21 protein-coding genes are annotated in these 22,255 nt (G+C 62.0%); 16 read left to right on the top strand and 5 right to left on the bottom strand.

Translation table 11 applies throughout. From position 1 onward, the window contains the following. Positions 1-55 precede the first annotated feature (55 nt). The 3 genes from ABMA32_RS20570 (at position 56) to ABMA32_RS20560 (ending at position 2,979) form a co-directional block, all read left to right on the top strand. Positions 56-1,045 carry an ABC transporter substrate-binding protein gene (locus ABMA32_RS20570; protein ID WP_349015670.1) on the top strand — a complete coding sequence of 330 codons (990 nt, stop codon included), beginning with the start codon at positions 56-58 and terminating at the stop codon, positions 1,043-1,045. Positions 1,046-1,160: 115 nt separating this feature from the next. Further along, a complete protein-coding gene (locus ABMA32_RS20565) occupies positions 1,161-2,240 on the top strand; it encodes an ABC transporter permease subunit (protein ID WP_349015669.1) in 1,080 nt (359 codons plus the stop codon). Then, positions 2,233-2,979, top strand: coding sequence for an ATP-binding cassette domain-containing protein (locus ABMA32_RS20560; RefSeq protein ID WP_349015668.1), 747 nt, complete (start codon positions 2,233-2,235; stop codon positions 2,977-2,979). Before ABMA32_RS20565 ends, ABMA32_RS20560 begins: the two co-directional genes overlap by 8 nt. A 64-nt stretch (positions 2,980-3,043) precedes the next feature. Here the strand turns inward: ABMA32_RS20560 and ABMA32_RS20555 are convergent, their stop codons facing one another. Beyond that, the gene (locus ABMA32_RS20555; RefSeq protein ID WP_349015968.1) at positions 3,044-4,063 is read right to left on the bottom strand and encodes a LacI family DNA-binding transcriptional regulator; all 1,020 of its coding nucleotides are present in this window, start codon (positions 4,061-4,063) and stop codon (positions 3,044-3,046) included. Between the two features lie 200 nt (positions 4,064-4,263). Between ABMA32_RS20555 and ABMA32_RS20550 the strand changes: the two genes are divergently transcribed. From ABMA32_RS20550 to ABMA32_RS20510, 9 genes are all read left to right on the top strand, one after another. Continuing rightward, a complete protein-coding gene (locus tag ABMA32_RS20550; RefSeq protein ID WP_349015667.1) occupies positions 4,264-5,196 on the top strand; it encodes a sugar kinase in 933 nt (310 codons plus the stop codon). After that, a complete protein-coding gene (locus ABMA32_RS20545) occupies positions 5,193-6,443 on the top strand; it encodes a class II D-tagatose-bisphosphate aldolase non-catalytic subunit (protein WP_349015666.1) in 1,251 nt (416 codons plus the stop codon). Before ABMA32_RS20550 ends, ABMA32_RS20545 begins: the two co-directional genes overlap by 4 nt. Positions 6,444-6,458: 15 nt before the next feature. Next, a complete protein-coding gene (locus ABMA32_RS20540) occupies positions 6,459-7,535 on the top strand; it encodes a Gfo/Idh/MocA family protein (RefSeq protein WP_349015665.1) in 1,077 nt (358 codons plus the stop codon). After that, positions 7,535-8,353, top strand: coding sequence for a sugar phosphate isomerase/epimerase family protein (locus ABMA32_RS20535; protein WP_349015664.1), 819 nt, complete (start codon positions 7,535-7,537; stop codon positions 8,351-8,353). The genes ABMA32_RS20540 and ABMA32_RS20535 overlap by 1 nt, the downstream gene beginning before the upstream one ends. Beyond that, positions 8,353-9,165, top strand: a complete 813-nt coding sequence (locus ABMA32_RS20530) for an alpha/beta fold hydrolase (protein ID WP_349015663.1) — start codon at positions 8,353-8,355, stop codon at positions 9,163-9,165. Before ABMA32_RS20535 ends, ABMA32_RS20530 begins: the two co-directional genes overlap by 1 nt. Further along, on the top strand, positions 9,162-9,857 hold the full coding sequence (locus tag ABMA32_RS20525) for a ribulose-phosphate 3-epimerase (RefSeq protein WP_349015662.1): 696 nt from the start codon (positions 9,162-9,164) through the stop codon (positions 9,855-9,857). The genes ABMA32_RS20530 and ABMA32_RS20525 overlap by 4 nt, the downstream gene beginning before the upstream one ends. 92 nt (positions 9,858-9,949) lie before the next feature. Further along, on the top strand, positions 9,950-10,675 hold the full coding sequence (locus tag ABMA32_RS20520) for an SDR family oxidoreductase (RefSeq protein ID WP_349015661.1): 726 nt from the start codon (positions 9,950-9,952) through the stop codon (positions 10,673-10,675). Positions 10,676-10,677: 2 nt separating this feature from the next. Continuing rightward, a complete protein-coding gene (locus ABMA32_RS20515) occupies positions 10,678-12,378 on the top strand; it encodes a GMC family oxidoreductase (protein ID WP_349015660.1) in 1,701 nt (566 codons plus the stop codon). Between the two features lie 13 nt (positions 12,379-12,391). Next, the gene (locus tag ABMA32_RS20510) at positions 12,392-13,165 is read left to right on the top strand and encodes an SDR family NAD(P)-dependent oxidoreductase (RefSeq protein ID WP_349015659.1); all 774 of its coding nucleotides are present in this window, start codon (positions 12,392-12,394) and stop codon (positions 13,163-13,165) included. An 84-nt stretch (positions 13,166-13,249) separates the two neighbouring features. Here the strand turns inward: ABMA32_RS20510 and ABMA32_RS20505 are convergent, their stop codons facing one another. Beyond that, the gene (locus ABMA32_RS20505) at positions 13,250-13,873 is read right to left on the bottom strand and encodes a hypothetical protein (protein WP_349015658.1); all 624 of its coding nucleotides are present in this window, start codon (positions 13,871-13,873) and stop codon (positions 13,250-13,252) included. A 110-nt stretch (positions 13,874-13,983) separates the two neighbouring features. Here ABMA32_RS20505 and ABMA32_RS20500 point away from each other — a divergent pair, with 110 nt between their 5' ends. Continuing rightward, the gene (locus ABMA32_RS20500; RefSeq protein ID WP_349015657.1) at positions 13,984-15,057 is read left to right on the top strand and encodes a glycoside hydrolase family 68 protein; all 1,074 of its coding nucleotides are present in this window, start codon (positions 13,984-13,986) and stop codon (positions 15,055-15,057) included. An 8-nt stretch (positions 15,058-15,065) separates the two neighbouring features. Here ABMA32_RS20500 and ABMA32_RS20495 read toward each other — a convergent pair whose 3' ends face one another. Further along, positions 15,066-17,195 (bottom strand): HAD-IIB family hydrolase, encoded by a 2,130-nt coding sequence (locus tag ABMA32_RS20495; protein ID WP_349015656.1) that lies wholly within the window; start codon positions 17,193-17,195, stop codon positions 15,066-15,068. 347 nt (positions 17,196-17,542) lie between these two features. Here ABMA32_RS20495 and ABMA32_RS20490 point away from each other — a divergent pair, with 347 nt between their 5' ends. Further along, positions 17,543-19,240 (top strand): phosphoethanolamine transferase, encoded by a 1,698-nt coding sequence (locus ABMA32_RS20490; protein WP_349015655.1) that lies wholly within the window; start codon positions 17,543-17,545, stop codon positions 19,238-19,240. 126 nt (positions 19,241-19,366) lie between these two features. On the opposite strand, the gene ABMA32_RS20485 is transcribed toward ABMA32_RS20490, so the two are convergent. Together ABMA32_RS20485 and ABMA32_RS20480 are read right to left on the bottom strand one after the other, a co-directional pair. Further along, positions 19,367-19,927: a cytochrome b/b6 domain-containing protein gene (locus tag ABMA32_RS20485; protein WP_349015654.1), complete on the bottom strand. Its 561-nt coding sequence runs from the start codon at positions 19,925-19,927 to the stop codon at positions 19,367-19,369. Positions 19,928-19,930: 3 nt separating this feature from the next. After that, positions 19,931-20,218, bottom strand: coding sequence for a PepSY domain-containing protein (locus ABMA32_RS20480; RefSeq protein WP_349015653.1), 288 nt, complete (start codon positions 20,216-20,218; stop codon positions 19,931-19,933). Positions 20,219-20,283: 65 nt separating this feature from the next. On the opposite strand from ABMA32_RS20480, the gene ABMA32_RS20475 reads away from it, so the two are divergent. Together ABMA32_RS20475 and ABMA32_RS20470 are read left to right on the top strand one after the other, a co-directional pair. Beyond that, a complete protein-coding gene (locus tag ABMA32_RS20475; RefSeq protein ID WP_349015652.1) occupies positions 20,284-20,943 on the top strand; it encodes a response regulator in 660 nt (219 codons plus the stop codon). A gap of 56 nt (positions 20,944-20,999) precedes the next feature. Continuing rightward, a complete protein-coding gene (locus tag ABMA32_RS20470) occupies positions 21,000-22,250 on the top strand; it encodes a histidine kinase dimerization/phospho-acceptor domain-containing protein (RefSeq protein ID WP_349015651.1) in 1,251 nt (416 codons plus the stop codon). Positions 22,251-22,255 lie beyond the last annotated feature (5 nt).

Here is a 22,255-nt window from a genome sequence, read left to right as displayed (position 1 = left end):
TTGATTGATGTGCCGGCAGTCCGCCGGTCTGAAGCTTACGAAAGGGAGGAGTACCATGGAGCGTCGTTCAGTTCTCAAGTCCGCAGTGGCGTTGGCCGCCGTCGCGGCAGTCGGTGCAGGCACCACCTCGGCATTCGCGCAGGACAAAAAGTCCATTGCGCTGATTCCGGGCCTGACCACCGATGCGTTCTACATCACCATGCGCAAGGGTGCGCAGGCTGCCGCCGACGCGCTCGGCGCCGAGCTGATCTTCCAGGGCGGTCCGGAGTTCAACCCGGTTGTTCAGGTGCCTGTGCTCGACGCGATCATCGCTCGTAAGCCGTCGGCAATCCTGATCGCGCCGACCGACACGACCCAGCTGGTCGAGCCGCTGCGCAAGGCGCACGACGCCGGCATTCCGGTGATCACCGTCGACACGTTCATCGGCACCGGTAACTACCAGACCGGAGCCGGCGACGCAGACTTCCCGCTGTCCTACATCGCCTCCGACAACATTCTCGGCGGCAAGATGGCGGCTCGTGCGCTCGCAGCCGCTATCGGTGGAGAGGGTAAGGTCTACGTCTCCAACGTGAAGCCCGGCATCTCGACGACCGACCAGCGCGAAGCGGGCTTCAAGACCGCGATGGCCGAGGAGTTCCCGAAGATCACTGTGCTGGAGACGCAGTTCAACGAGAACGACGCAAACAAGGCCGCAAGCCAGATGCAGGCGGTCTTCGCCCGCAACTCCGACCTCAAGGGCGTGTTCGGCGCCAACCTGTTCTCCGCGCTCGGCGCAGGCAATGGCGTGCAGCAGGCGGGGCAGACGGGCAACATCAAGGTCGTGGCTTTCGACGCACCGACCTCGATCGTCGAGAACATCAAGTCGGGCCTCGTGGACGTCGCTATCGCCCAGCATCCGGCTACGATCGGCTACTACGGCGTGGTGTCGGCCTTCGCGCATCTGACGGGCCAGGCCATTCCGGTTGCCATCGGCACGGGCTTCACGGTCATCGACAAGAACAATGTCGACAATCCGGATGTAGCTAAGTTCATCTACTCCGACTGATCCACCTCCCGAATCCGGCCCCTCGCATTTCTCGCGAGGGGCCGACGTTGGAATACTCCGCTGCCTTGTCAGCGCGGATTCCTGAATGCATCCGCTGCTCCGAAGAGGGGAGCCCATGGCAGCTTCCGAACCACACGCATCGACATCAGGCGCCACAGGCGAGGACAATCACGCCCGTCCGCAGGCCGATCACGCCGATCGCGCCAAGACGCTGGTCCAGCGGATAGCCGATCTCCGGGCATGGTTGTTCCTGGCTGCGCTGATCCTTGGGTTCGAGGCCTGGGCGCGCATCGATTTCGGCGGCACGTTCATCCTGAATCCGTTCAACCTCCAGTCCATCGCGATCTTCGCGGTTGCGCCGCTGTTGCTCGCCACCGGGCAGACCTTCGTCATCATCTCGGGCGGTATCGACCTTTCGCTGGGCTTCATCATGGGGCTTGCGGCCGTCGTTGCAGCGCACACGATCAACGCCTTCACGCCGGGCCTAGGCATGCCGTTGGCTGTCCTGCTTGGATTCATGGTCGCCGTGCTGGTGGCAGCAGTGCCCGGCACGATCAACGGCCTGCTCGTATCGCGCCTGCGCGTGCCGCCGTTCATCGGCACGCTCGGCATGTTCGGCGTGGCGCGTGGCGTGGCTTTCCTGTTCGCGGGCGGAACGACAGTGCCGGTGCAGAATTCGCTGTTCGCGACCATAGGCAACGGCCGCTTCATGGGCGTGCCGTATATCGTGATCATCACGGCCGTCTTCGTGCTCATCATGCACTATTTGCTGAGCCAGACCCGGTTCGGCCAGCACAACTATGCGATCGGCGCCAACACGCAGGCGGCGAGGCGGGCCGGTATCGACATCAAGTCGCATCTGTTGCGTCTCTACATCCTGTCGGCATGCTGCGCGGGACTTGCGGGCGTGCTCTACGCGGCGCGCTTCAACGCCGGCGCGGCACAGGCCGGCGAACCGTTGCTGCTCGATAGCGTGGCTGCCGTGGTGATCGGCGGAGCGAGCCTGTTCGGCGGGTCGGGCACGATCATCGGCACTGTTGCCGGCGCGTTCGTCATCGCAGTCATCCAGTACGGCCTCGTCTTCGTGAACGTCGAGCCGTTCTGGCAGTTCATCAGCGTCGGCATCGTCATCATCATCTCGGTGCTGATCGATCAGGCACAGCGCCGGTTCAGCGGAGGCCGCCAGGATGAGTAGCGTCGCACCTCTCCTCGAAGTCGCCAATCTGTCGAAGCACTTCGGCGCGGTTCGCGCCTTGCATGACGTGTCGATGGCAGTGCACCCCGGAGAGGTGGTTGCGCTTGCCGGCGACAACGGCGCCGGCAAGACCACGCTCATCAAGGCGATCTCAGGCGTCTACCGCCCGACGTCCGGCGAGGTCAGGCTGAAGGGCGAGACGGTCGAGTTCGGCACGCCGCAAGAGGCGCGCGACAAGGGGATCGAGACGATCTACCAAGACCTTGCGCTCGCCGACAATCTGACGATCGGCGGCAACATCTTCCTCGGACGCGAACCGATGCGGCGCGCGTTCGGATTCCTGCCCGTGCTCGACCGCAAAAAAATGGCGGATGCTGCGCGCAAGACGATGGCCATGCTCGATTTTCACGTGTCGCGCACGGAGGCCCCCGTCTCGAATTTCTCAGGCGGCCAGCGACAGGCGGTCGCCATTGGCCGGGCAGTCTACTGGGATGCGCAAATCCTGATCATGGACGAGCCGACCGCGGCGCTCGGCGTGCCCGAGCAGCGCAAGGTCATTTCGCTCATTCATCAATTGAAGGCGCAAGGCCGAGGCGTGATCTTCATATCCCACAATCTGCAGGACATCTTCGCCGTGTCCGATCGCATCATTGTTCTGCGCCGTGGCGTAAAGGCGGGCGAGCGGAAGATTTCCGAAACGACCCATGACGAAGTGGTCAAGCTCATGGTCGGCGGCTGAAGCGCTGGCGTCCGGCCGCAAGTTGGGATCGTCGGCCACGTTGCCTGCCGTCTGGAACGGCGGGCTATGCCGACGACCTCAGGATCAGATCGCCGTCCACGAGGACATGCTCCCCGGGCGGACGCGTCTCTCCAGGCGTATGCGCGATGTCAATGCGGGTGAGCAGCATGTCGAGCGCGAGGCGGCCCATCTCGGCGGTGTTCTGCTGCACCGTCGTCAGCGGCGGCCAGATGTATTCCGAGAGCGGCTGGTTGTCGTGACCGGCAACACGCAGGTCGCAGTCGGGCGTGATCCCCACCCTCAAGCCTGCCTGGTTGAGCGCTGCGAGCACGCCGAAGGCGATACGGTCGTTTCCGCAGAGCACGACCTTCGTCGGGAACCCGCCCTCGCGCAGGATGCGCGAGGCCTCGTCGAAGGCGTAGCGCTCGAAGTCCCAGTCCTCGGAATGTGCGACCGGAATGATGACGGGCTCCAGACCGCGCCGCCGCATGGTCTCGACATAGGCGTTGCGTCGACCGGGCGCGTTCGAGTTCACCCATGGCATGTCGAAATAGCAGGGCGGCTCCCCGAACCGTGTGAGGTAGTCGGTTATCAGCGCCATGGACTGACCGTTGTTCGTCCCGACGAAATCCTCCTCTTCGTCAAAGGGCGCGTCGATGAAGATTACCGGGATGTTCCTGGCGAGCGTCTTGACCTTATTCCTGTGCGCGGGGTCTCCCCCAACGGGCGCCATGATGACGCCCGCAACGTTGAGCGAGGACAGCGTCTCCAGCGCTTCGGCCTCGAGTTCGGCCTTTCCATCCGAAGACAGCACGAAGGGAAGGTAGCCCAGCGCAGTGGCCTGGGATTCGATGCGACGGCGAAGGCCGGTGTAGAACGGGTCGAGGGAACTCGGGAGAATAAGCCCGAGGATCTTGGTGCGTCGCCGGTTGAGGTTGACCGCGAACAGGTTGGGGCGAAAACCCGTCTCCTTGAGACCGGCCTCGATCTTTTCGCGCAGTTTGGGGCGGACCGAAGCGGCGTTCTGGAAATACTTCGACACTGTCGGCCGCGAAAGACCGACCGCCTCGGCAAATTCCTCCATCGTCCGGATCTGTCTGGGTTTCACGGCTCTTGCCTCTGCGCTTCGCGACGTGCATCCCGCGCGTGTCGCAGGCAACGCTGCCATTCGTTTGCAAAACGATCAACTATTTTGTCGCGAGACAATAAAAAAATTGGCGCGGATCAACAAAATTGGCGGCTTTCGTGACTGGTAAGAGCAATCGAAGTCCAGCGATCGGGTCGATGGGCGAACTGCTCGTCGAGTTCGTCTGCGCAGAAAAGGACGGGCACAATCTCCGCGCCTCGACCTATGCCGGACCCTACGCGTCCGGTGCGCCAGGTATCTTCATTGATCAGGCAGCGCGCGTCGGCGCAAGCACGATTTTCGCCGGAGCAGTCGGCGGCGATGCGTTCGGGCACGTCCTGCTCGACCGCTTCGGCTCGGTCGGCGTTTCGCAGGCGCTTGTCCGCACCGTCGCAGGCATACCGACCGGTTCGGCCTTCGTGTCCTACAATTCCGACGGCAGCCGCGACTTCGTTTTCAACATCGCGCATTCGGCCGCCGCGCATCTGCCTGTCGGTGAAGAGGCGATCGACGCCTTCGCGGATTTCGGTCTCGATGCGTTTCACATCTCCGGCTCGACGCTCGGCGATTCCCGGATGGCTGCTGCCGCCTTGCATGTCTGCACTGCACTCCATGAGCGCGGCGTCGCGATCTCCTTCGATCCGAACGTGCGCAAGGAACTGCTGGCCGACCCTGCCTACATGGATACCGTGCGGGCGCTGCTTGCAATCTCTACGTTCGTGCTGCCGAGCGTCGAGGATGCAGAAGTCCTTTTCCCGGGAGAGAGTTTCGAGTCGTTCTCCGGGCGTTTCCACGAAGCCGGCGCACGCTACGTCCTGCTGAAGCGCGGTGAGGCGGGGTGCATCGGTTCGGAGGCCGGCGGGAGCATCGAGGCGTTCGACGCCCATACGGTCGAGGTGGTTGATCCGACAGGCGCGGGCGACTGTTTCTGCGCGACCTTTGTCGCACTGGCGACGTCTGGACGCTTCTCCTTCCGCGACGCGCTTCGTTTTGCCAATGCGGCGGGAGCGCTGGCGGTCGGTAAAGTAGGTCCGATGGAAGGCAACAGTTCGCTCCGGGACATCGAAGCGTTTCTCGAGAGCCGGGCATGATGGGCCTCGGCGAAATCGTTGCGGCCAATCGGGCGGGCGAGCCGCGCGGCATTCCGTCGTGGTGCACAGCTCACCCGCAGACGCTGAGCGCGATTTTCCATGCCTATCGGGACAATGACAGCCCGATCCTGGTGGAAGCCACCTGCAACCAGGTCAACCAGTTCGGCGGCTATACCGGCATGACGCCGGAAGCGTTCCGCGTCTTCGTTGAAGCACTTGCTCGGGACGAAGGAGTCGATCCAGCGAGACTTGTTCTCGGCGGCGATCATCTTGGTCCCAATCCATGGAAAGCGGAATCGGCAGCGAGCGCCATGGCCAATGCGCGCGATCTGGTCGCCGCCTATGTCGATGCAGGCTTCCGCAAGATACATCTCGACGCCTCCATGGCCTGCGCTGACGACGGCGTGCTGGCGGAGGCGACGATCGCGGCTCGCGCCGCCGATCTTTGCGCCGTGGCAGAGGGGCGGGGCAAAAGTGATCTTGTCTATGTCGTGGGGACCGAGGTGCCGATCCCCGGCGGCGAGACCGAGGTCCTCGACGCCCTGGCAGTCACGTCCGCTGAAGCGGTCGCCGACACGTGGTCGCAGCATCGGAAGGCCTTTGCAGCCAGTGGGGTTTCGGCAGCGCTCGAACGCGCCGTTGGAATGGTTGTCCAGCCGGGCGTCGATTTCGGCAACGACATGGTGTTTTCCTTCTATGCCGCGAAGACCGTCGCGCTGTCGGCGTCGGTTTCCAACTTGCCCGGAATTGTCTTCGAGGCGCATTCCACCGACTACCAGTCCCAACAGGCGCTGGGTGATCTCGTGCGCAGCCATTTCGCGATTCTCAAGGTCGGGCCGGAACTGACATTCGCGTTTCGTCAGGCGATGTTCGCGCTTGCCAGAATCGAAGAGCTTCTGGCGGTCCCGGAACCATCGAATCTGGTCACGGTGCTGCGCAACGAAATGCTGGCCAACCCGCGCGACTGGCGCGCCTACGTGGCGACTGGCGAACGCGAGAGCCAAATGATGCTCTATGGGCTTTCGGACAGGGTGCGCTACTACTGGCCGCGACCCGCGGTGCAGGCGGCGCTCGACCGGCTCCAGAAAAATGTTATCGCGGCCCGGCCGGAGCCGGGCATCGTGGCGCAGGTGACCGGCGGTCTCGTCGATCCCACAATTTCGGCGGACGAACTGCCGCGATGGATGGCAAGGAACATGGTGGGCGATGTCGTGCGAAAGTATCGTGCGGCCGCTGGTGACGTGTGATCAGGAGACGTAGGCGTGCCAAGAAAAGCGGATCGGAGATTGCGCGTCGGCGTTTTGGGGTGTGGACCTATCGCACAGGCCGCGCATTTCGAAAGTTGCACAAAGGCGGCCAATGCCGATCTCTACGCCATATGCGATGTGGCTGACGACCTGCGTGCACGTATGGCCGCGACGCACGCGCCGCAAAAATCCTATGCCGACTATGACGTCATGCTTGCCGATCCAGACCTCGAAGCAGTGATCATAGCGACCTCGGACGCCTTTCACGTCCCCGCGGCGATCCGTGCGCTGGAGGCCGGCAAACATGTGCTGTGCGAGAAGCCGGTGGCGACGAGCGTGGAGGCTGCGGAGGAACTGGCGACTGCTGTCGCGGCGAGCGGCAAGGTGGTTCAGGTCGGACACATGAAGCGTTTCGACGCCGGACTACAGGCGGCGCGCGACTTCATCGATAACGGCATGGGCGAGATGAGCGCGCTGAAGGCGTGGTATTGCGACTCCACGCACCGTTACCCGATGACCGACGCCGTGCAGCCGCTGATGGTGACGAGCGCTAATGCCAGAAAGCCCAAGGAAGATCCGAAGGCAAATCTCGATCGCTATTACATGCTGGCGCATGGCAGCCATCTGGTCGACACGGCACGCTACTTCGCCGGCGAGATCGTTGCAGTCGATGCGCGTCTCAGCCTGCGCGGCGGCATGCGCTGCTGGTTTGTCGATGTCGAATTCGCCAACGGCGTGCTGGGCCACCTCGACCTGACGGTTGCCGTGCGCATGGACTGGCACGAGGGTTTCCAGATTTACGGCCAGAACGGCTCGGTGATCGGCAAGACCTATAACCCCTGGTATTACAAGACGAGCGAGGTCGACATTTTCCACGAGGCCGAGGGCGGGTCACGGCGGGTGCTCGGCGCCGATGGGCATTTCTACCGGCGGCAGCTCGAAGGTTTCGCGTCGGTCATCCTCGACGGTGCGCCGATGACCGGAGCGGATGCCGAAGACGGTGTCGCCTCGGTGCGGGCGATGGTTGCGATCGCGCGCTCTGCCGAAAGCCGCAAGCCTGTGCGATTGGCTGATGTGTCGGGCGAAGTCTGATGCGGCTCGGTATTTTCGCCAAAATATTTCCGGGCAGCGAGCCGGCGGTCGTCCTAGATGGGGTGAGGGCGGCTGGCTTTTCGGCCGCGCAGTATAATTTTGCATGTTCAGGTCTGCCCTCCATGCCGGAAGCCGTGTCGCCGGAAGTGGCGGCCGCCATTGCGCAAGCTTCCGCGAAAAGCGGGGTGAGTATCTGCGCCGTTTCGGGTACCTACAATATGGCGCATCCCGATCCGAACGTGCGCGCAGACGGACTGCGGCGGCTTGAGGTGATCGCATCTTCCTGCGCGCCGATCGGGACCGACATCATCACGCTCTGTACCGGCACGCGCGACCCCGAAGACCAATGGCGGCACCACCCGGACAACGGCTCGCGGGAGGGCTGGCGCGATATGGTTGCGGAGATGGAGAAGGCAGCAGCGATCGCCGAGCGCCATGGCATCCGACTGGGCATCGAGCCGGAGCTGGCCAACATCGTTTCCTCCGCCCCTCTTGCGCGGCGACTGCTTGACGAGATCGGTGGCGACAGGCTGGTCATCGTGCTCGATCCGGCGAACCTGTTCGAGGTTGCGAATATCCCGGAGCAGCACCGGCTGATCGACGAGGCGGTCGACTTGCTGGCGCCCGATATCGCGATGGGTCATGCGAAGGACCGCAATGCCGACGGCAGTTTCGCGACGGCCGGCAAAGGCGTGATCGATTTTCCGCACTATATCGCCCGGCTGCGGTCTTCGGGTTTCGATGGCGATCTCGTCGCGCATGGGCTGGATGCGGGTGAGGCGCCTGAAGTCGCGACATTCCTGCGCGATCTGCTGTGATGAAACGGGACGAGCTCAAGCGGTTCACGATCGAGCGCGAGGGACTTGCGCTTGCTGCCTACGATTCAGGCGGCGATGGTTTGCTTGTCGTCTTCCAGCACGGCCTTTGCGGCGACATCGGGCAGGTGGCGGAAGCGTTTCCGGACAAACGCTATCTCAGGCTCATCGGGCTTGAATGCCGTGGCCATGGCGCATCGCAGGCTGGGCATGACGTCTCGATCGCGTTGTTTGCCGATGACGTGGTCGCGCTGATCGAAACGATCGGAGCACCGGTGGTGCTCGGGGGCATTTCGATGGGGGCGGCGATATCGAGTCGCATCGCGGTGAAGCGGCCGGATTTGGTGCACGGGCTGGTGCTGGCGCGGCCGGCATGGGTGGCGCAGGCCGGGCCGGAGAACATGCGGCCGAATGCCGAGGTCGGTGCGCTGCTGGAGAAACTTTCGCCAGACATGGCGCGCGCTGCGTTCGAAGCGAGCGAAACTCATGAGATGCTGGCGCGGGAAGCGCCAGACAATCTGGAGTCGCTGATGGGATTTTTCGACCGTGAGCCAACCGATGTTACGGCGCAGCTTCTGATGCGCATTTCGGCTGACGGTCCCGGCATCTCCGAGGAAGATTTGACCGCTCTCGCCGTGCCAACGATGGTCCTCGCGACCGCGCGCGACGTGATCCACCCGATGGCGCATGCGGAGCGACTGGCAGCCCTGATACAGGGGGCGAAACTCGTCGAGATCACTCCGAAGGGCATCGACAAATCCGCCTATACTTCCGAATTCCATGCGGCGCTCAGCGCCTTCCTGAAAGGATTTTGACCATGCCGGCCACCGACTGGCTCGCCAGACTGCCAACCGACCGCCTGATCGCGGAATATTCGATGTGGTCGGCCGACCTCATCCGCCTCGCTGACGATGTCGTGCGCATCGAGGGACACGCCGACATCCTGCACATCGATGTCGCCGATGGGCACTTCGCGCCGGCGCTGCTGTTCTTCCCAGACCTCGTAGCCAGGCTTCGCGGTGCGACGGATATACCGATCCACGTCCACCTGATGGTCGCCGACGCCGTGCTGGTGTCTCAGGTCGAGCAGTTCGCGGATGCTGGCGCCGACCTGATCAGCATCCATGCCGAGAATACCTCGGTCGCCAACGAGGCGCTGACGGTGATCAAGGCCCGCAAGCTTGCGGCCGGGATCGTGTTGCGCGTCGAGACGCCTGTGTCCGCTTGCAAGCCCTATCTCGACCGCGTTGATTTCCTGACGCTGCTCGGCACGGCCATCGGCGTGAAGGGGCAGGGGCTCGACCCCGCCGCGACCGACCGGCTGCTGGAGGCCAAGTCGCTCATCTGGGACAGCGGCCGCCGCATCGTTCTGGCCGCCGACGGGGGCATTCGCGAGCATACCGTGCCGGAACTGCGCGCTGCCGGTGCGGAGACTGTCGTGATGGGATCACTCGCGTTCGCCGTGGAGGATCTCGCCGCGCGCATGAAGTGGCTGCACGATCTCTAATTTTTTACGCGAGATAACATTTTAATTGACGGGCAGAAGCATCGTTCATAGTCTCGGTTCAGAGTGCGAAAAGCATCGTCAGGGAGGAATGAATGGGAGAGCTTTCAGGCAAGGTCGTGCTTGTCACGGGCGGCAGTTCCGGCATCGGCCGGGCCATGGCCCGCGCCGTGGATGCGGCGGGGGCGCGGGTTGCGCTTGCAGGGCGCTCAGCCGCACGGCTGAATGAAGTCGCGTCAGGGCTGCGCAATGAGGCCTTGCCCCTCGCCGCCGACCTGACCAAGCCGGCAGAAATCCGGCGTGTCGTTGACGAGACGGTTGCCCGGTTCGGTCGGATCGACATCCTGCTGCCCAACGCGGGCATCTACATTCCGGGCGAAGTTTCGGAAGGCGACCCGGATGCCTGGGACGAATTGATGGCCATCAACGTGAACAGCGTCTTTCGGCTGGTCCACGCCGTCCTTCCCGGCATGATCAAGCAGGATGGCGGTCACATCCTCATCACGTCCTCGATCTCCGGACACGAGGCGATCCACTGGGAGCCGATCTATTCGGCGTCCAAGCATGCCATCCAATCCTTCGTGCACGGATTGAGGCGGCAGGTGGCAAAGCACAACATCCGTGTCGGCGAGATCGCTCCGGGCGTCGTCCTCAACGAGTTGTGGGGATACACCGATCCCGCAGCGATCGACGCCAAGGTGCAGGCGCGCGAGGGGCTACGCTCCGAAGACGTCGCCGACGCGGTCCTGTTCATGCTGACGCGTCCAGCAAACGTAAACATTCGCGACCTGGTGATCCTGCCGCACAACCAGGACATCTAGTCGTGGACCGGTTCGACTATGTGATCGTCGGCGCAGGCGCCGCGGGCTGCGTGCTCGCCAATCGCCTAAGCGAAGATCCTAGGGTTCGCGTCGCGCTGGTCGAGGCCGGCCCTGACAGGAATGCGCGCAAGGCAATCGTGCGCATACCGTTGGCGATGGTCACGTTCATGGCGCCAGCGCTCGCCTTTCTCGGCGGGCCGAAATTCATGTCGTGGTTCGAAACCGAGCCCGAACCCGGCCTGCAGGGACGGTCCATCGCGCTGCCGCGCGGCAAGGGAACGGGTGGCTCCACGAACGTCAACGGACAGATATTCATCCGGGGCCAGCGCGAAGACTTCGACGGCTGGCGCGACCTCGGCAATCCGGGCTGGGGCTTTGACGACCTGCTGCCCTATTTTCGCAAGCTGGAGCGCTTCGAGCCGCTGGCCGACAGGATTTCGGGGGAGCGCATCCGGTTCGACGGGAAGCCGTTCCATACCGGTATCGATCCCGCCTATCACGGTACGGACGGGCCCTTGAACATTGCGCCGCTGCGCAGTGTCAATCCGCTTGCCTTCGCCTATCTCGAAGCGGCGCGTCTGGCCGGCCATCGGCTCAATCCTGATTTCAACGGGGAACGCCAGAATGGCGTCGGCCTGTACACGTTCACGCAGAAGAACGGAGAGCGCGTCACTGCCGAAGGTGCGTATCTGGACCCGGTGCGCAATCGGCCGAACCTGACAGTCCTTTCGGAGACAGAGGTAACCAGGATCGTCTTCGACGGGCGGAAGGCGACCGGTCTGACATGGCGACGTGGCGGCGAGACCGGAACGCTGGAGGCGCGCGAGATCATTCTCGCCGCCGGCTCCTTCGTGTCTCCCCATCTTTTGATGCTGTCCGGAGTTGGTCCTGCGGCCAATCTGAAGCGGCACGGGATAGAGGTCATTCAGGACCTGCCGGCTGTCGGCCAGAACCTTCAGGACCATCTGGACGTTACGCTTGAATACCGGGCGAAGTCGGCCATGCCCTACGGCCTGTCCTGGAAGGCGCTTCCACGCAACGCGCTGCATGTCGGCGACTGGCTGTTTCGCCGGCGCGGATTGTTCTCGTCGACGACGGGCGAGGGGGGGGGTTTTGTCTCCACTGATCCCGCGAGCGAGCGTCCCGATGTCCAGCTCTTCTTCTGCACGGGACGCGCCAATACCCAGGCTGCGTCGGGGTTCACCGGGCATGGCTTCCTGATGCATGTCTGCCAGCTTCGGCCGGGCAGCATCGGGCGCGTGAGCCTGAAGAGCGCCAGCCCGGACGACAAGCCTTCCATCATCTATAATTTCTTCCGCGGTGACAGCACGATGGATGTCCTGCGCGAGGGCATACGGCTCGCTCGCCGCATAATGGGGCAAAAGCCGTTTGAGCCGCATCTCGATGCGGAAGTCGATCCGGGTCCGGATGTCCAGTCTGACGGCGCTCTCGACGCTTTCATACGAGAGCGGGTCGGGACGCTGTTCCATCCCGTGGGCACCTGCGCGATGGGTCGCGGCGAGCAGGCGGTGGTCGATCCACAGACGCTCAGGGTGCACGGGGTTGCCGGTCTACGTGTAGTTGACGCATCCATCATGCCGACGATCGTTTCGGCCAACACCGTCGCGGCCACCTATTGCCTCGCCGAAAAGGGCGCCGATTTGGTAAAAGCTGAAGATAGGGCGGTCCTGAAAGCCGCCTGAGGAGGAAACCAAAATGTCGGATTTTGCCGGCAAGGTCGCGCTCGTCACGGGCACAACGGGTATCGGACGCGCGGTGGCGCTCGGCCTTGCACGAGATGGCGCATCGGTTGTCGCGCTTGGCATAGACGGGAAAGGCAATGCCGAACTCGACGCCGCGCACCACGCAGTCCGGGTGCGTGAAACCGACGTCGCCGATCCGGCGCAGGTCGAAGCGGCCTTGTGCGAGGTTGAGCAGGAGTTCGGTGGCCTCGACGCGATCGTCAATGCGGCAGCCGTCCATCCATATGGAGACGCCGTTTCCACCGATCCGGAAACCTTCATGCGCTGCCTGGCGGTCAATGTCGGCTCGATCCATCTGACCGCCCATTGGGGCGTCCCGCTGATGCGCAAACGTGGTGGCGGCGTCATCGTCAATATCTCCAGCGTCCAGGGCCATGCCTGCCAGCCGGGCGTTGCTGCCTATGTGGCGTCAAAGGGCGCGATCCATGCTCTGACGCGGGCCATGGCGCTGGATTTCGCCGCCGACGGGATTCGTGTCGTTTCCGTCAGCCCCGGGTCGGTGCGGACGCCCATACTCGAGCTTGCCGCCCGCACTTTCGATGGGCCTGACGCCGATATCGACGCCGTTTTTTCGCGGTTCGGGGCGGCTCATCCGCTCGGCCGCATCGGCGAGCCGGAGGAAGTCGCCGAACTGGTTGCCTTCCTGGCTTCGCCGAAGGCCGCCTTCATCACGGGCTCGGACTACATCGTGGATGGTGGGCTGACCGCCGGCATTGGCGTTCGGTAACAAGGTGACCAGAGCATGGCGGCATCGGTCTGCCGCCCAAAGCCCACAATGCGCGGCCTGTGGGTGAACATGGGGCAAGCACCGCTACCTCAGGAACCCTTCGCTTTCGAACTCCTCCCAACCGGCGGGTGTTTCATCTGACGGCTCGACGATATCGCCATCAGCTGCCGATTTTCTGGCGCGTGCCAATGCCGCCTTCCCGGCAGCGCGTCGCGTGTTTTCCGCCGCTGTCATCGCATCCTCCTGACGCCACACCGTGACCAGGTCCCGATCGAGCACGTCTTCGACATGGCGGGGATCGAAGACGTGAAAGGTAATTTTCCTGGTGCGCCCCCGCAGTTTAACGGTTCGCGTGCCGGCGCTCTTGAGGCGGCCGTCCTTGAGCCATCGATGACGCTCGGTTGCGGATATTGTGAGGATATCTTCGATCTCGCGCGGTATGACCGGCAGGTATTCGATGCGAGCCAACGTTTTCGACACGGTCGCTGCGATGGCGCGGAGACTCGCATCGTCTGCATCCTCGGCCACACGCAAGGTGAGCATGTTGTGCTCAAGGTTCACCAGCTTCTTTATCGCTGACGGCAACTGCGCACGAACCTCCAGAAGGATGCCTTTTGCGCGGACAGTCGAACCGAGCGTCGCAGCCGGCGTCAGCCTCCACTCCTTTACGAGTCTGGCGGGTACCTCGGTCTTTCGGCGTGCAGGCATGGACCGAATATGTGGTGCTGTGACGGGTTAGACCAGATAAGACGGCGAAGTTGTAGACTTTCTGGTTGGCCCCTCCTACCGCCGACGGCATCCTTAAGTTCGGCACATTCTTGGGCGACGTTGTGCAAGCGCATTGGGCGGCGAATAGATTGCCCAGGTTTCCCGCCATAAATGACAGGATTGTTGCGATGGGGTTTTCTTTACCCGGGCATTATGTCTGGGACTTCTGGTTTGCGAAGGACAGTGGCACGTACCATCTTTACTGCCTGACGGCGCCTCGCACCCAGGAGCATCCAGATCTCCGTCATCCGCACGCCCGGATCTATCATGCCACATCGGCCAATCTCGAAGATTGGGACTACCATGGCGTCGTGTTGGGACCTGCGATCGGGCCCGGATGGGATGACGGCACGACCTGGACGGGCTCGGTCGTGAGGCGTCCGGACGGCAAATGGATGATGTTCTATACGGGAACCCAGAAAGCCGAGGACTGCAAGATCCAGCGCATCGGCGCGGCGGTGTCTGACGATCTTCACGACTGGCAGAAGTTGGGAACCGAAGCGCTGCTGGAAGCGGATGCCCAATATTACGAATCCTATAATGCATCGCGCTGGCACGACCAGTCATTTCGCGACCCATGGGTCTTCGAAGACGCCGCGAACGGCGGATGGCGCATGTTGTTCACTGCGCGAGATAACGACATCAATGCGCGCGGCGCAGGCGTGATCGGGCAGGCCTCGTCACCCGATCTGACCAACTGGACGGTTGAGCCGCCGCTTTTCCGGATTGGCTATTATGGCGAGATGGAGGTGCCACAACTCTTTCAGCTCGACGGGTGGTGGTATTGCCTTTTCAGCAACTCATCGCGCCTGCGCGATCCCGCCTACCTGGCTACGGGCAGATGCGGCATGTGCACTGGTACCCACTATGTCCGCTCGCGCAAACCCGATGGGCCGTTTGAACTCGCAGAGGAACTGTTCTTCGCCGGCGACGCCGTTGGCCATCTCTACGGAGGTCGGGTGATCGAGGGTCCGGATGGCCGGCTTGCGCTCATGACCTTCCTCAATCATCGACCCGATGGCAGCTTTGTCGGCGAGATCACAAGCCCGATGCGGCTCTGGACCACATCGGAAGGTTATCTGCGGGTCGATGCCAGCAGATACGGTGTGCCGCTCCGTGACTAGCTCTTTTTTCATAATTGTGTCGGCTCAATTAGACCGTAGTGCGCCAGTCCGTCGAGAATGCCGGCCGCCGAGTTGCGTGATGAAAACCAGGTATTAGGATCGTCGCGCAGCATTTCCAACTCTCCGCTATGGTTGCCGACCACGGTGGCCTTGACGAGTCCGCGAAGCATGTCGAGGTCATTACCGGAGTCGCCGGCGGTGAAGATGTTACCGAGATCGATGCTCCATTGCGCTGCCAGGAAGCGCAGGGCATGGCCCTTCGATGCACGCACCGGCAGGACATCGACGCAATAGTTTCGCGAAACGACGACGCGCGCCTGCAATCCGTTTTTCCGAAGCAGGGTCTTTACTTTCACGACCGTCGTCGCGTCCGCATCCTTGGAATAGTAGCTGATCTTGTAGCGCGCTTGTGCTTCGTCTTCCTGTGGGCGCAGCCATGGTACCTTGCCCAAAACATCGCGCACACGTTGCGGGCTCCAGCGAAACTGCAGATGTCGCGACCACCTGCCATTGAGGATCAGCTCACCGAAATTGGTGTGAATCTCGGTGCCCACTGAGGTAATCAGGAATTGCGGCTCGATGACCGACCATGAGCGCAGCGTCTCCATTGCACCCTTGAGGTTGCGGCCGGTCGAGATCCCGAAGGTGATGTCGTCGCGCTCCGCGATGATCCTGTTCAACCGGCCGATGGCGTCGCGGTCGCCGGTCAGCGTGTCGTCGATATCGCAGATCAAAAGCCTCGTGCTCTTCGAGAGCGGCTTGGGCTGCGCGCTCCGCACTTCCGGCGTAGACTGCGCCCGCACGATCTCGCGAACCTCGCCGAGATAGCGATCTATATGGCTCTCCCAGCTGAGGTTCGCGCGGCTGGCCGACTTGCCGCTTTCGGCCATCTGTTTCCAGCGTGTCCGGTCGAGCAGGAGTTCGTGGATACACCCAGCCGTTTCCGCCGGATTATCGGGATCGACGACAATGCCGTTCTTGCAGATGTCGAGAATGTCCGACATACCGCCGGCGCCGGAGGTGACGACCGGCAGACCAGCGGCTGCAGCCTCCACCAGCGTGAGGCCGAAATTCTCGTGACGAGAAAGTCCAAGCAGCGCGCCGCCGCTGCGCGCGGCATAGTGGAAAAGTGCTGCGGCCATTTCGGGCGGATTCGTCTTCGGGTAGGCGACGCTGCCATAGAGGTCGTGCCGGTCGATGAGGTAGAGCACATCCTGCAGAAGATTCTTCTGCGGCGGCTCGAGCTCGCGGATATCGTCGCGTGCGCCGAGGAACAGCACCAGATTACACATGCCGCGCAAACCCGCTTTGGCAAACGTCTCGATGGCGGCGAGGATATTCTTCTGCGGGTCTGGGCGTGCCAGCATGATGAGCGCCGGCTTGGCCGGATCGTCGAGAAAGCGAGCAAGCGTTTTATGGAGCGCCTGGTTCGCTGCCTTGCCCGGCTTTTCGCCGAACTTCGCCAGATCGCAGCCGGGCGGGTTCACCATGATCCGCTTGCGCTCGTAATGATCGTAGAGCCGGTACTGCTCAAGCTCCTCGTTCTTGCTGCTGGCGACGATGAGCGCGGCGTTCTCGATGGTTTCTTCTTCCGCCTCGATCCGCTCGGGCAGGTTGAAAGTCTGGTTGGCCTTCTCTCGCTCCATGCCGCGCGCCATCAGGTTGGCAAGCTTGAAGCGGCCGAGCGAATGGCCGGTGAAGACCACGGGGATGCCGAGTGCCTTGCTCAGCCGCACCGCGACCAGCCCGGCATCGGCGTAATGCGCATGCAGGACGTCGGGCAGTTCCCCCTGCTCGCGGATCATCGCCAGCGCGCCATCGGTGAACTCGCTGAGATAGGGCCACAAAAGCTCCTTGCGCATATAGCGGCCGGGCCCGCAAGGAATGCGCCGGATGCTGACCTTAGGGGAAAGAGATTCGCGGTCTACGGCATAGTCGGAAGCGACCCTGGCATCTGTGATCCTGCGCGTAAGCAGATCGACCTTGCGGATGCTGCGGTGGCTGCCCATCGCCTCAATCAGGTCGAGCACGTAGCGGACCTGCCCGCCAGTATCGATGTCGGCTCCGACCTCCGGTTCGGTGCCGCGGAAAAGTCCGTGAATGGAAAGGTGCATGACATACAATTGATTGTCGGCCAACGACCCGCTGCCTCCCATAGATATTTTATGAATAGCCCACTCATAACCCTGTTGGCTGGTGGAATAAAAGGCCGCGGAACCGGCTAGGTTCCGTCGTAGCCGTCCTGATGGCGATGCCGCGAGCCTGAGCATCGCTCTATCATCGTATTGCGAGACCAGGTTACACGCGCGATTGACGTTGCAGTTCCGGGCGGGAGGCGCTCAGCGGTAAGCTGCCGTTCAAGCCACCCAGAAACTGGCCGCGCGTCCTCAGGTGAAGGCAATAGCTACCCCAAACAGCCCCATGTTTCAGCGAGCCGTCAGGTTCATTTCCGAAACGACCGGAAAGGATCAAACGGAATGAACCCATGGACTTTGTCACAAGGCCTCGCTCTGTATTCCGGAGACCGCGGATAGGCAGCATCGTACTGGCGTTCGTCGTCGCCATATATCTGCTATTCGCCACCAATCAGGCCTTCTGGGCAATGGCGCAGAAGATCGGTCAAGACTCGCCTTACGCACTTGCCGCCGGTGCGGTGGCGCTCAGTGCCCTTTACGTTGCATTCTGCATCTCGCTATCGGTGAAATACGCGATCCGGCCGCTTTTCATCATGCTTGTCTTCATCGCAGCGGGAGCGGCATGGTTCATGGATTCCTTCGGTACCGTCATAGGCGTCGACATGGTCGACAGTGCCTTTGACACGTCCAGTGCCGAAGCCGGGAATCTGCTTACGCGTTCTTTCGTGCTGCATATGCTGATCTATGCCGGAATCCCCACTTTGCTGCTCCTCTGGGTACGCATCGATCATCGGCGCTTTGGCGCCAAACTGCTGCACAACAGTCTCGTCATATCCGTGTGCCTGGCCGTTGCCGCAGGGGCCGTGTTCTCACAATCGGGCACCCTTTTCTGGGCTATTCGACAGCATCGTGAAATGACCGGCCTGCTTAATCCCGTCGTGCCGATCGCGAGCGTGGTCAAATTCGCGTTGCGGTCGGACAACGAACGCAAGCTCGTCGTGCAACCGCTTGGAATGGATGCGCACGTTGCGCAAATCCCGGGCAGGAAGCCTCGGGTGCTCGTTGTCGTCGTTGGAGAAACGGCAAGAGCCGAGAATTTCTCGCTAGGCGGGTATGGCAAACCGACCAATCCCGAATTGCAGCGGAAGAAGAATGTCACCTACTTCAGCGACACGTCGAGCTGCGGCACGATAACGGCCGTTTCGGTTCCATGCATGTTCTCCGTCTACCCACGGAGCGAATACAGCCACGACAAAGCCGTCCGCACGGAAAACCTGACCGACGTCCTCGGCCACGCCGGCATCGATGTGGCGTGGTGGGACAATGACCTTGGCAGCAAATCCGTCGCCGATCGTCTGAAGGGCTATCGGCAATACTACACCTCCGACGACCCGGACTTTTGCAAGGGAGGGGAATGCATCGACGCGATCCTGCTACGGGATCTGGATGGGTGGCTCGATGGGGTTAGCCAAGACAGCCTGCTTGTCCTCCACATCGAGGGCAGCCACGGGCCGTCGTACCACGATCGCTATCCCGAGGCGTTCAGGCGTTTCGCGCCGGATTGCCGTACTGCCGAGTTCTCGGAATGCACGCATGAAGAGATCGTGAATGCCTACGACAACACGATCGTCTACACCGATCATATTGTGGCCTCGGCGATTTCAGCACTAGAGCGGCACGACGGGACTGTCGACCCGTCGCTGATCTTCGTTTCGGACCATGGCGAGTCGCTCGGGGAATACGGGCTCTATCTGCATGGAGCCCCCTATTTCATGGCGCCGTCACAGCAGACCCACATTCCCTATCTTGTATGGCTTGGACAGTCGGCAAGGTCGGGAATCGACGGAGACTGCCTTGCTGCGGCCGCCAGCGAGCCGCAGTCCCATGATAATCTTTTTCACACGGTCCTGGGGATGATGGACGTATCGACCGCGGTCTACGACCCGGCACTGGACTCGCTGCGGAAGTGCCGGGTCGCAAGCGATGCCACTTTCAGCCCGCTGGCCTACATCCCGGAAGGCGACCCCAACGCTGGTTCAACGCGATAATCCGCATGAGCCGGCGCGCGGTACAAGGTTGCTACATGCAACGTCAGGACAGCAATGGCCAGCGGACCCACAAGTAGCAAGACGCGCGCCGTCATCACCAACATGTCCCGGGAATGCCTGGTCATCTCAATGGCTCCGTTCATCATCCGGGTTGGGCCGTTTCCAGCCGGTGATCATGGCCCGCACAAGGTTCTCCCTGTGACTGAGGCTCGCAACGAGGACGCCGGTGACGTGCAATATGACAAGAACGACCAGTCCGTTTGCCAGCAGCTTGTGGATTGCCTCCACGCGTTCGTCGCCCCAGAAAGTATCCGTGGTCATCATCCAGCCGGTCAGGGCGATCAGGGCAATGGTGCATAGCAAGCCGACGATCATGATACCGCCGGCGGGGTTGTGACCGAGATGCCGTCTCTCCCGCCGTCGCGCGATATCGCCGAGATAGGCGAGTGTCGCGCTTGGTCCCCGGACAAAGTTTGCAAACCGCTCGTAACCCGTACCGAAGAATCCGAAAAGGATCCGGACCACCACGAGCGCAACCGCCGCGTAGCCCGAATATTCGTGGAGCCAGCGGACGTCTTCCGAAAGCAGCCAGGCGCCCGCGACGGAAGTCGCGAGCGCCCAGTGGAACAACCTTACCCTCAAGCTCCAGACATAGACGAGGTGATTGGGAGGTCCGGCTGTTCGCATGGCTCAGCCGTCGTTGCCAACGGCTTCAAAGGTCTTGGGATTGAAGAAGGTTTCCATCTTCTCCCCTGCGGCGTTGGTGGCGTAGGCTTCGTAGCAGCCGTCTTCGGTCTTGATTTTCTTGACCGTCCAACCTTCCGCTTCGAGCTTCTTCTGAAGGGCTTCGCGCGGCTGCCACTGATCCGTTGGCACATCACAGCGTTCTGCAGCCTGTGATACGCCTGCGGCGATCAGCGAAACTGCGGCTACAATCATGATTCTCATCTTTGCTCGCTCCGTTTTGAGACTGTGCAAGCCTGGATTGATCCTTTTTGCTGACGGCAAGCTGAATGATACGGTGAAGCAGGAGGACTTTCTGCGTGCGTGTGCTTCTTGTGGAAGATGACGAGATCCTTGGCGACGCCGTTTGCGATCACCTCGCATCTGAAGGGCACGCGGTGGATTGGGCCAGGGGCATCGAGGAAGCCAGGGACTTCCTGAGCGTCGCTCCCTATCAACTGGTGGTGCTCGATCTTCAGCTTCCTGATGGTGCAGGCGAGGCGCTGCTCTGGAAGATGAGGAATTCCGGGGAGTCTGTTCCCGTCATCATAGTCACGGCCCGCGACCAGCTTTCAGACCGGCTTCACGGATTGAACAGCGGCGCGGATGATTATCTGGTCAAGCCGTTTGCCCTTGCGGAACTGTCCGCGCGCATAGCTGCCGTTTTGCGCCGCTATGCGGGCCAACCCAGCTCTCAGCTCCGTTTCGAAGACCTAATCATCGACCGCGGCGCCAGAAGCGTTTCGATCTCAGATCGGGAGATCGAGCTGACGTCGCGCGAATGGGCAATTCTCGACCAGCTGGTCGCCCATCCCAACCAGATTCTCGAGAAGCGAAAGCTGGAAGACGCCCTCTATCAATTCGGGGCCGAGATCGAGAGCAACACGATAGAGGTCTATGTCAGTCGCCTGCGCGCAAAAATCGGCAAGGACCGGATCAAGACGCTGAGGGGCTTCGGCTATAAATGGAACGTCCGTTGAGGACCCCGCCGGCACTCGTCCGTCACGCTGTCCTTATGCTGACGGGATTGACGGTCGTGTCCAGCATCATCGCCGGGATGTTCGGGCTGTGGACAATCCGATACGAGCTGAACGAAGCCATGGATGCTTCGATGGAAGAGGCTGCGGGACGCATTGCGCCGCTCGCCGTGGAGACATTGTTCGAGAAAGAGAAACAAAGCAGCATCATCTCCGCGCCGCGCGCGTCGGAACAGGCTGCCGCCTCCCTGTTCTACCAGGTCAGGGATGACGGCGGTCGGGTGCTCATGCAGTCACACGACGCACCGGCAGAACCTTTCACTGACGCCATCCTGGAAGGCTTCGCAACGACAGATGCCTATCGGCTCTTTACCCTGCCGCTCGTCAGCCGTTCGCTGTACATTCAGGTTGCCGAACCCATCGAACAACGCGACGAAGAGCTGTTCGAGGCGGCGTCGGGCTTCCTTGTCCCATTGGCGCTTTTTGTTCCGCTGAGCGGGCTCCTGGCATGGCTTCTGGCCAATCGGGCGTTCCGCCCGGTGAACAGATTGCTTGCCGAGATCGGCGAGAGGCACGGCGACAATCTGGAGCCGATCCAGACGGACAAGTATCCGGCCGAACTCGACGTTGCCGTTGAAACCGTCAACAACCTCATGGCCAGGCTGCGCAAATCGCTCGAGTCCGAACGGGAGTTTGCTTCCAACGCCGCGCACGAATTGAGGACGCCGATAGCGGGAGCTCTGGCGCAGACGGAGCGGCTCCTCGCTCAGCCACTTGCGGAAACTGCCGCCAAGCGAGCCGCACTCGTCCATACGTCGCTGACCCGACTCTCCCAGGTCACGGAAAAACTGCTTCAGCTCGCTCGCGCCGACAATGGGCGCTCCGAACGCCTGTCCGCAATCGACGACGTGGCAAAGGCTGTGGCGCGCGAATACGGCTCAAACATCCAGGTCTCTGTTGGCGACGATGTGCACAAGACCGTGCGGATCGATCGGGATGTCCTGGCGATCGCGTTGCGAAACCTTATTGAGAACGCTCTTGCCTATGGCGACGGCCAGCAGATCGATATCCGTGCGGGTCCCGGGCCTCGGCTTTCGGTGGTCAATCGAGGCGCAGTCGTGCCGCCGGATTTGCTGGTGGAACTCAAGCGACGTCATGTACGCGGGACGGACACGGGAAGCGGCAGCGGCATAGGCCTTTCCATCGTCGAGCACATCATGAGCCAGTGCGGCGGAAGGCTTGAGCTGCATTCCCCAGCCGAAGGCGAGCAGAACGGGTTCGAAGCGCGAATGCTGTTTGCGCCGGTCTAGGCGTC

Source organism: Mesorhizobium quangtriensis, from assembly GCF_040081925.1.
GTDB classification, from domain to species: Bacteria; Pseudomonadota; Alphaproteobacteria; order Rhizobiales; family Rhizobiaceae; genus Mesorhizobium_K; species Mesorhizobium_K quangtriensis.
The sequence above is the reverse complement of the archived record's forward strand: the minus strand, read 5'-3'. Positions and strand labels throughout refer to the sequence as shown.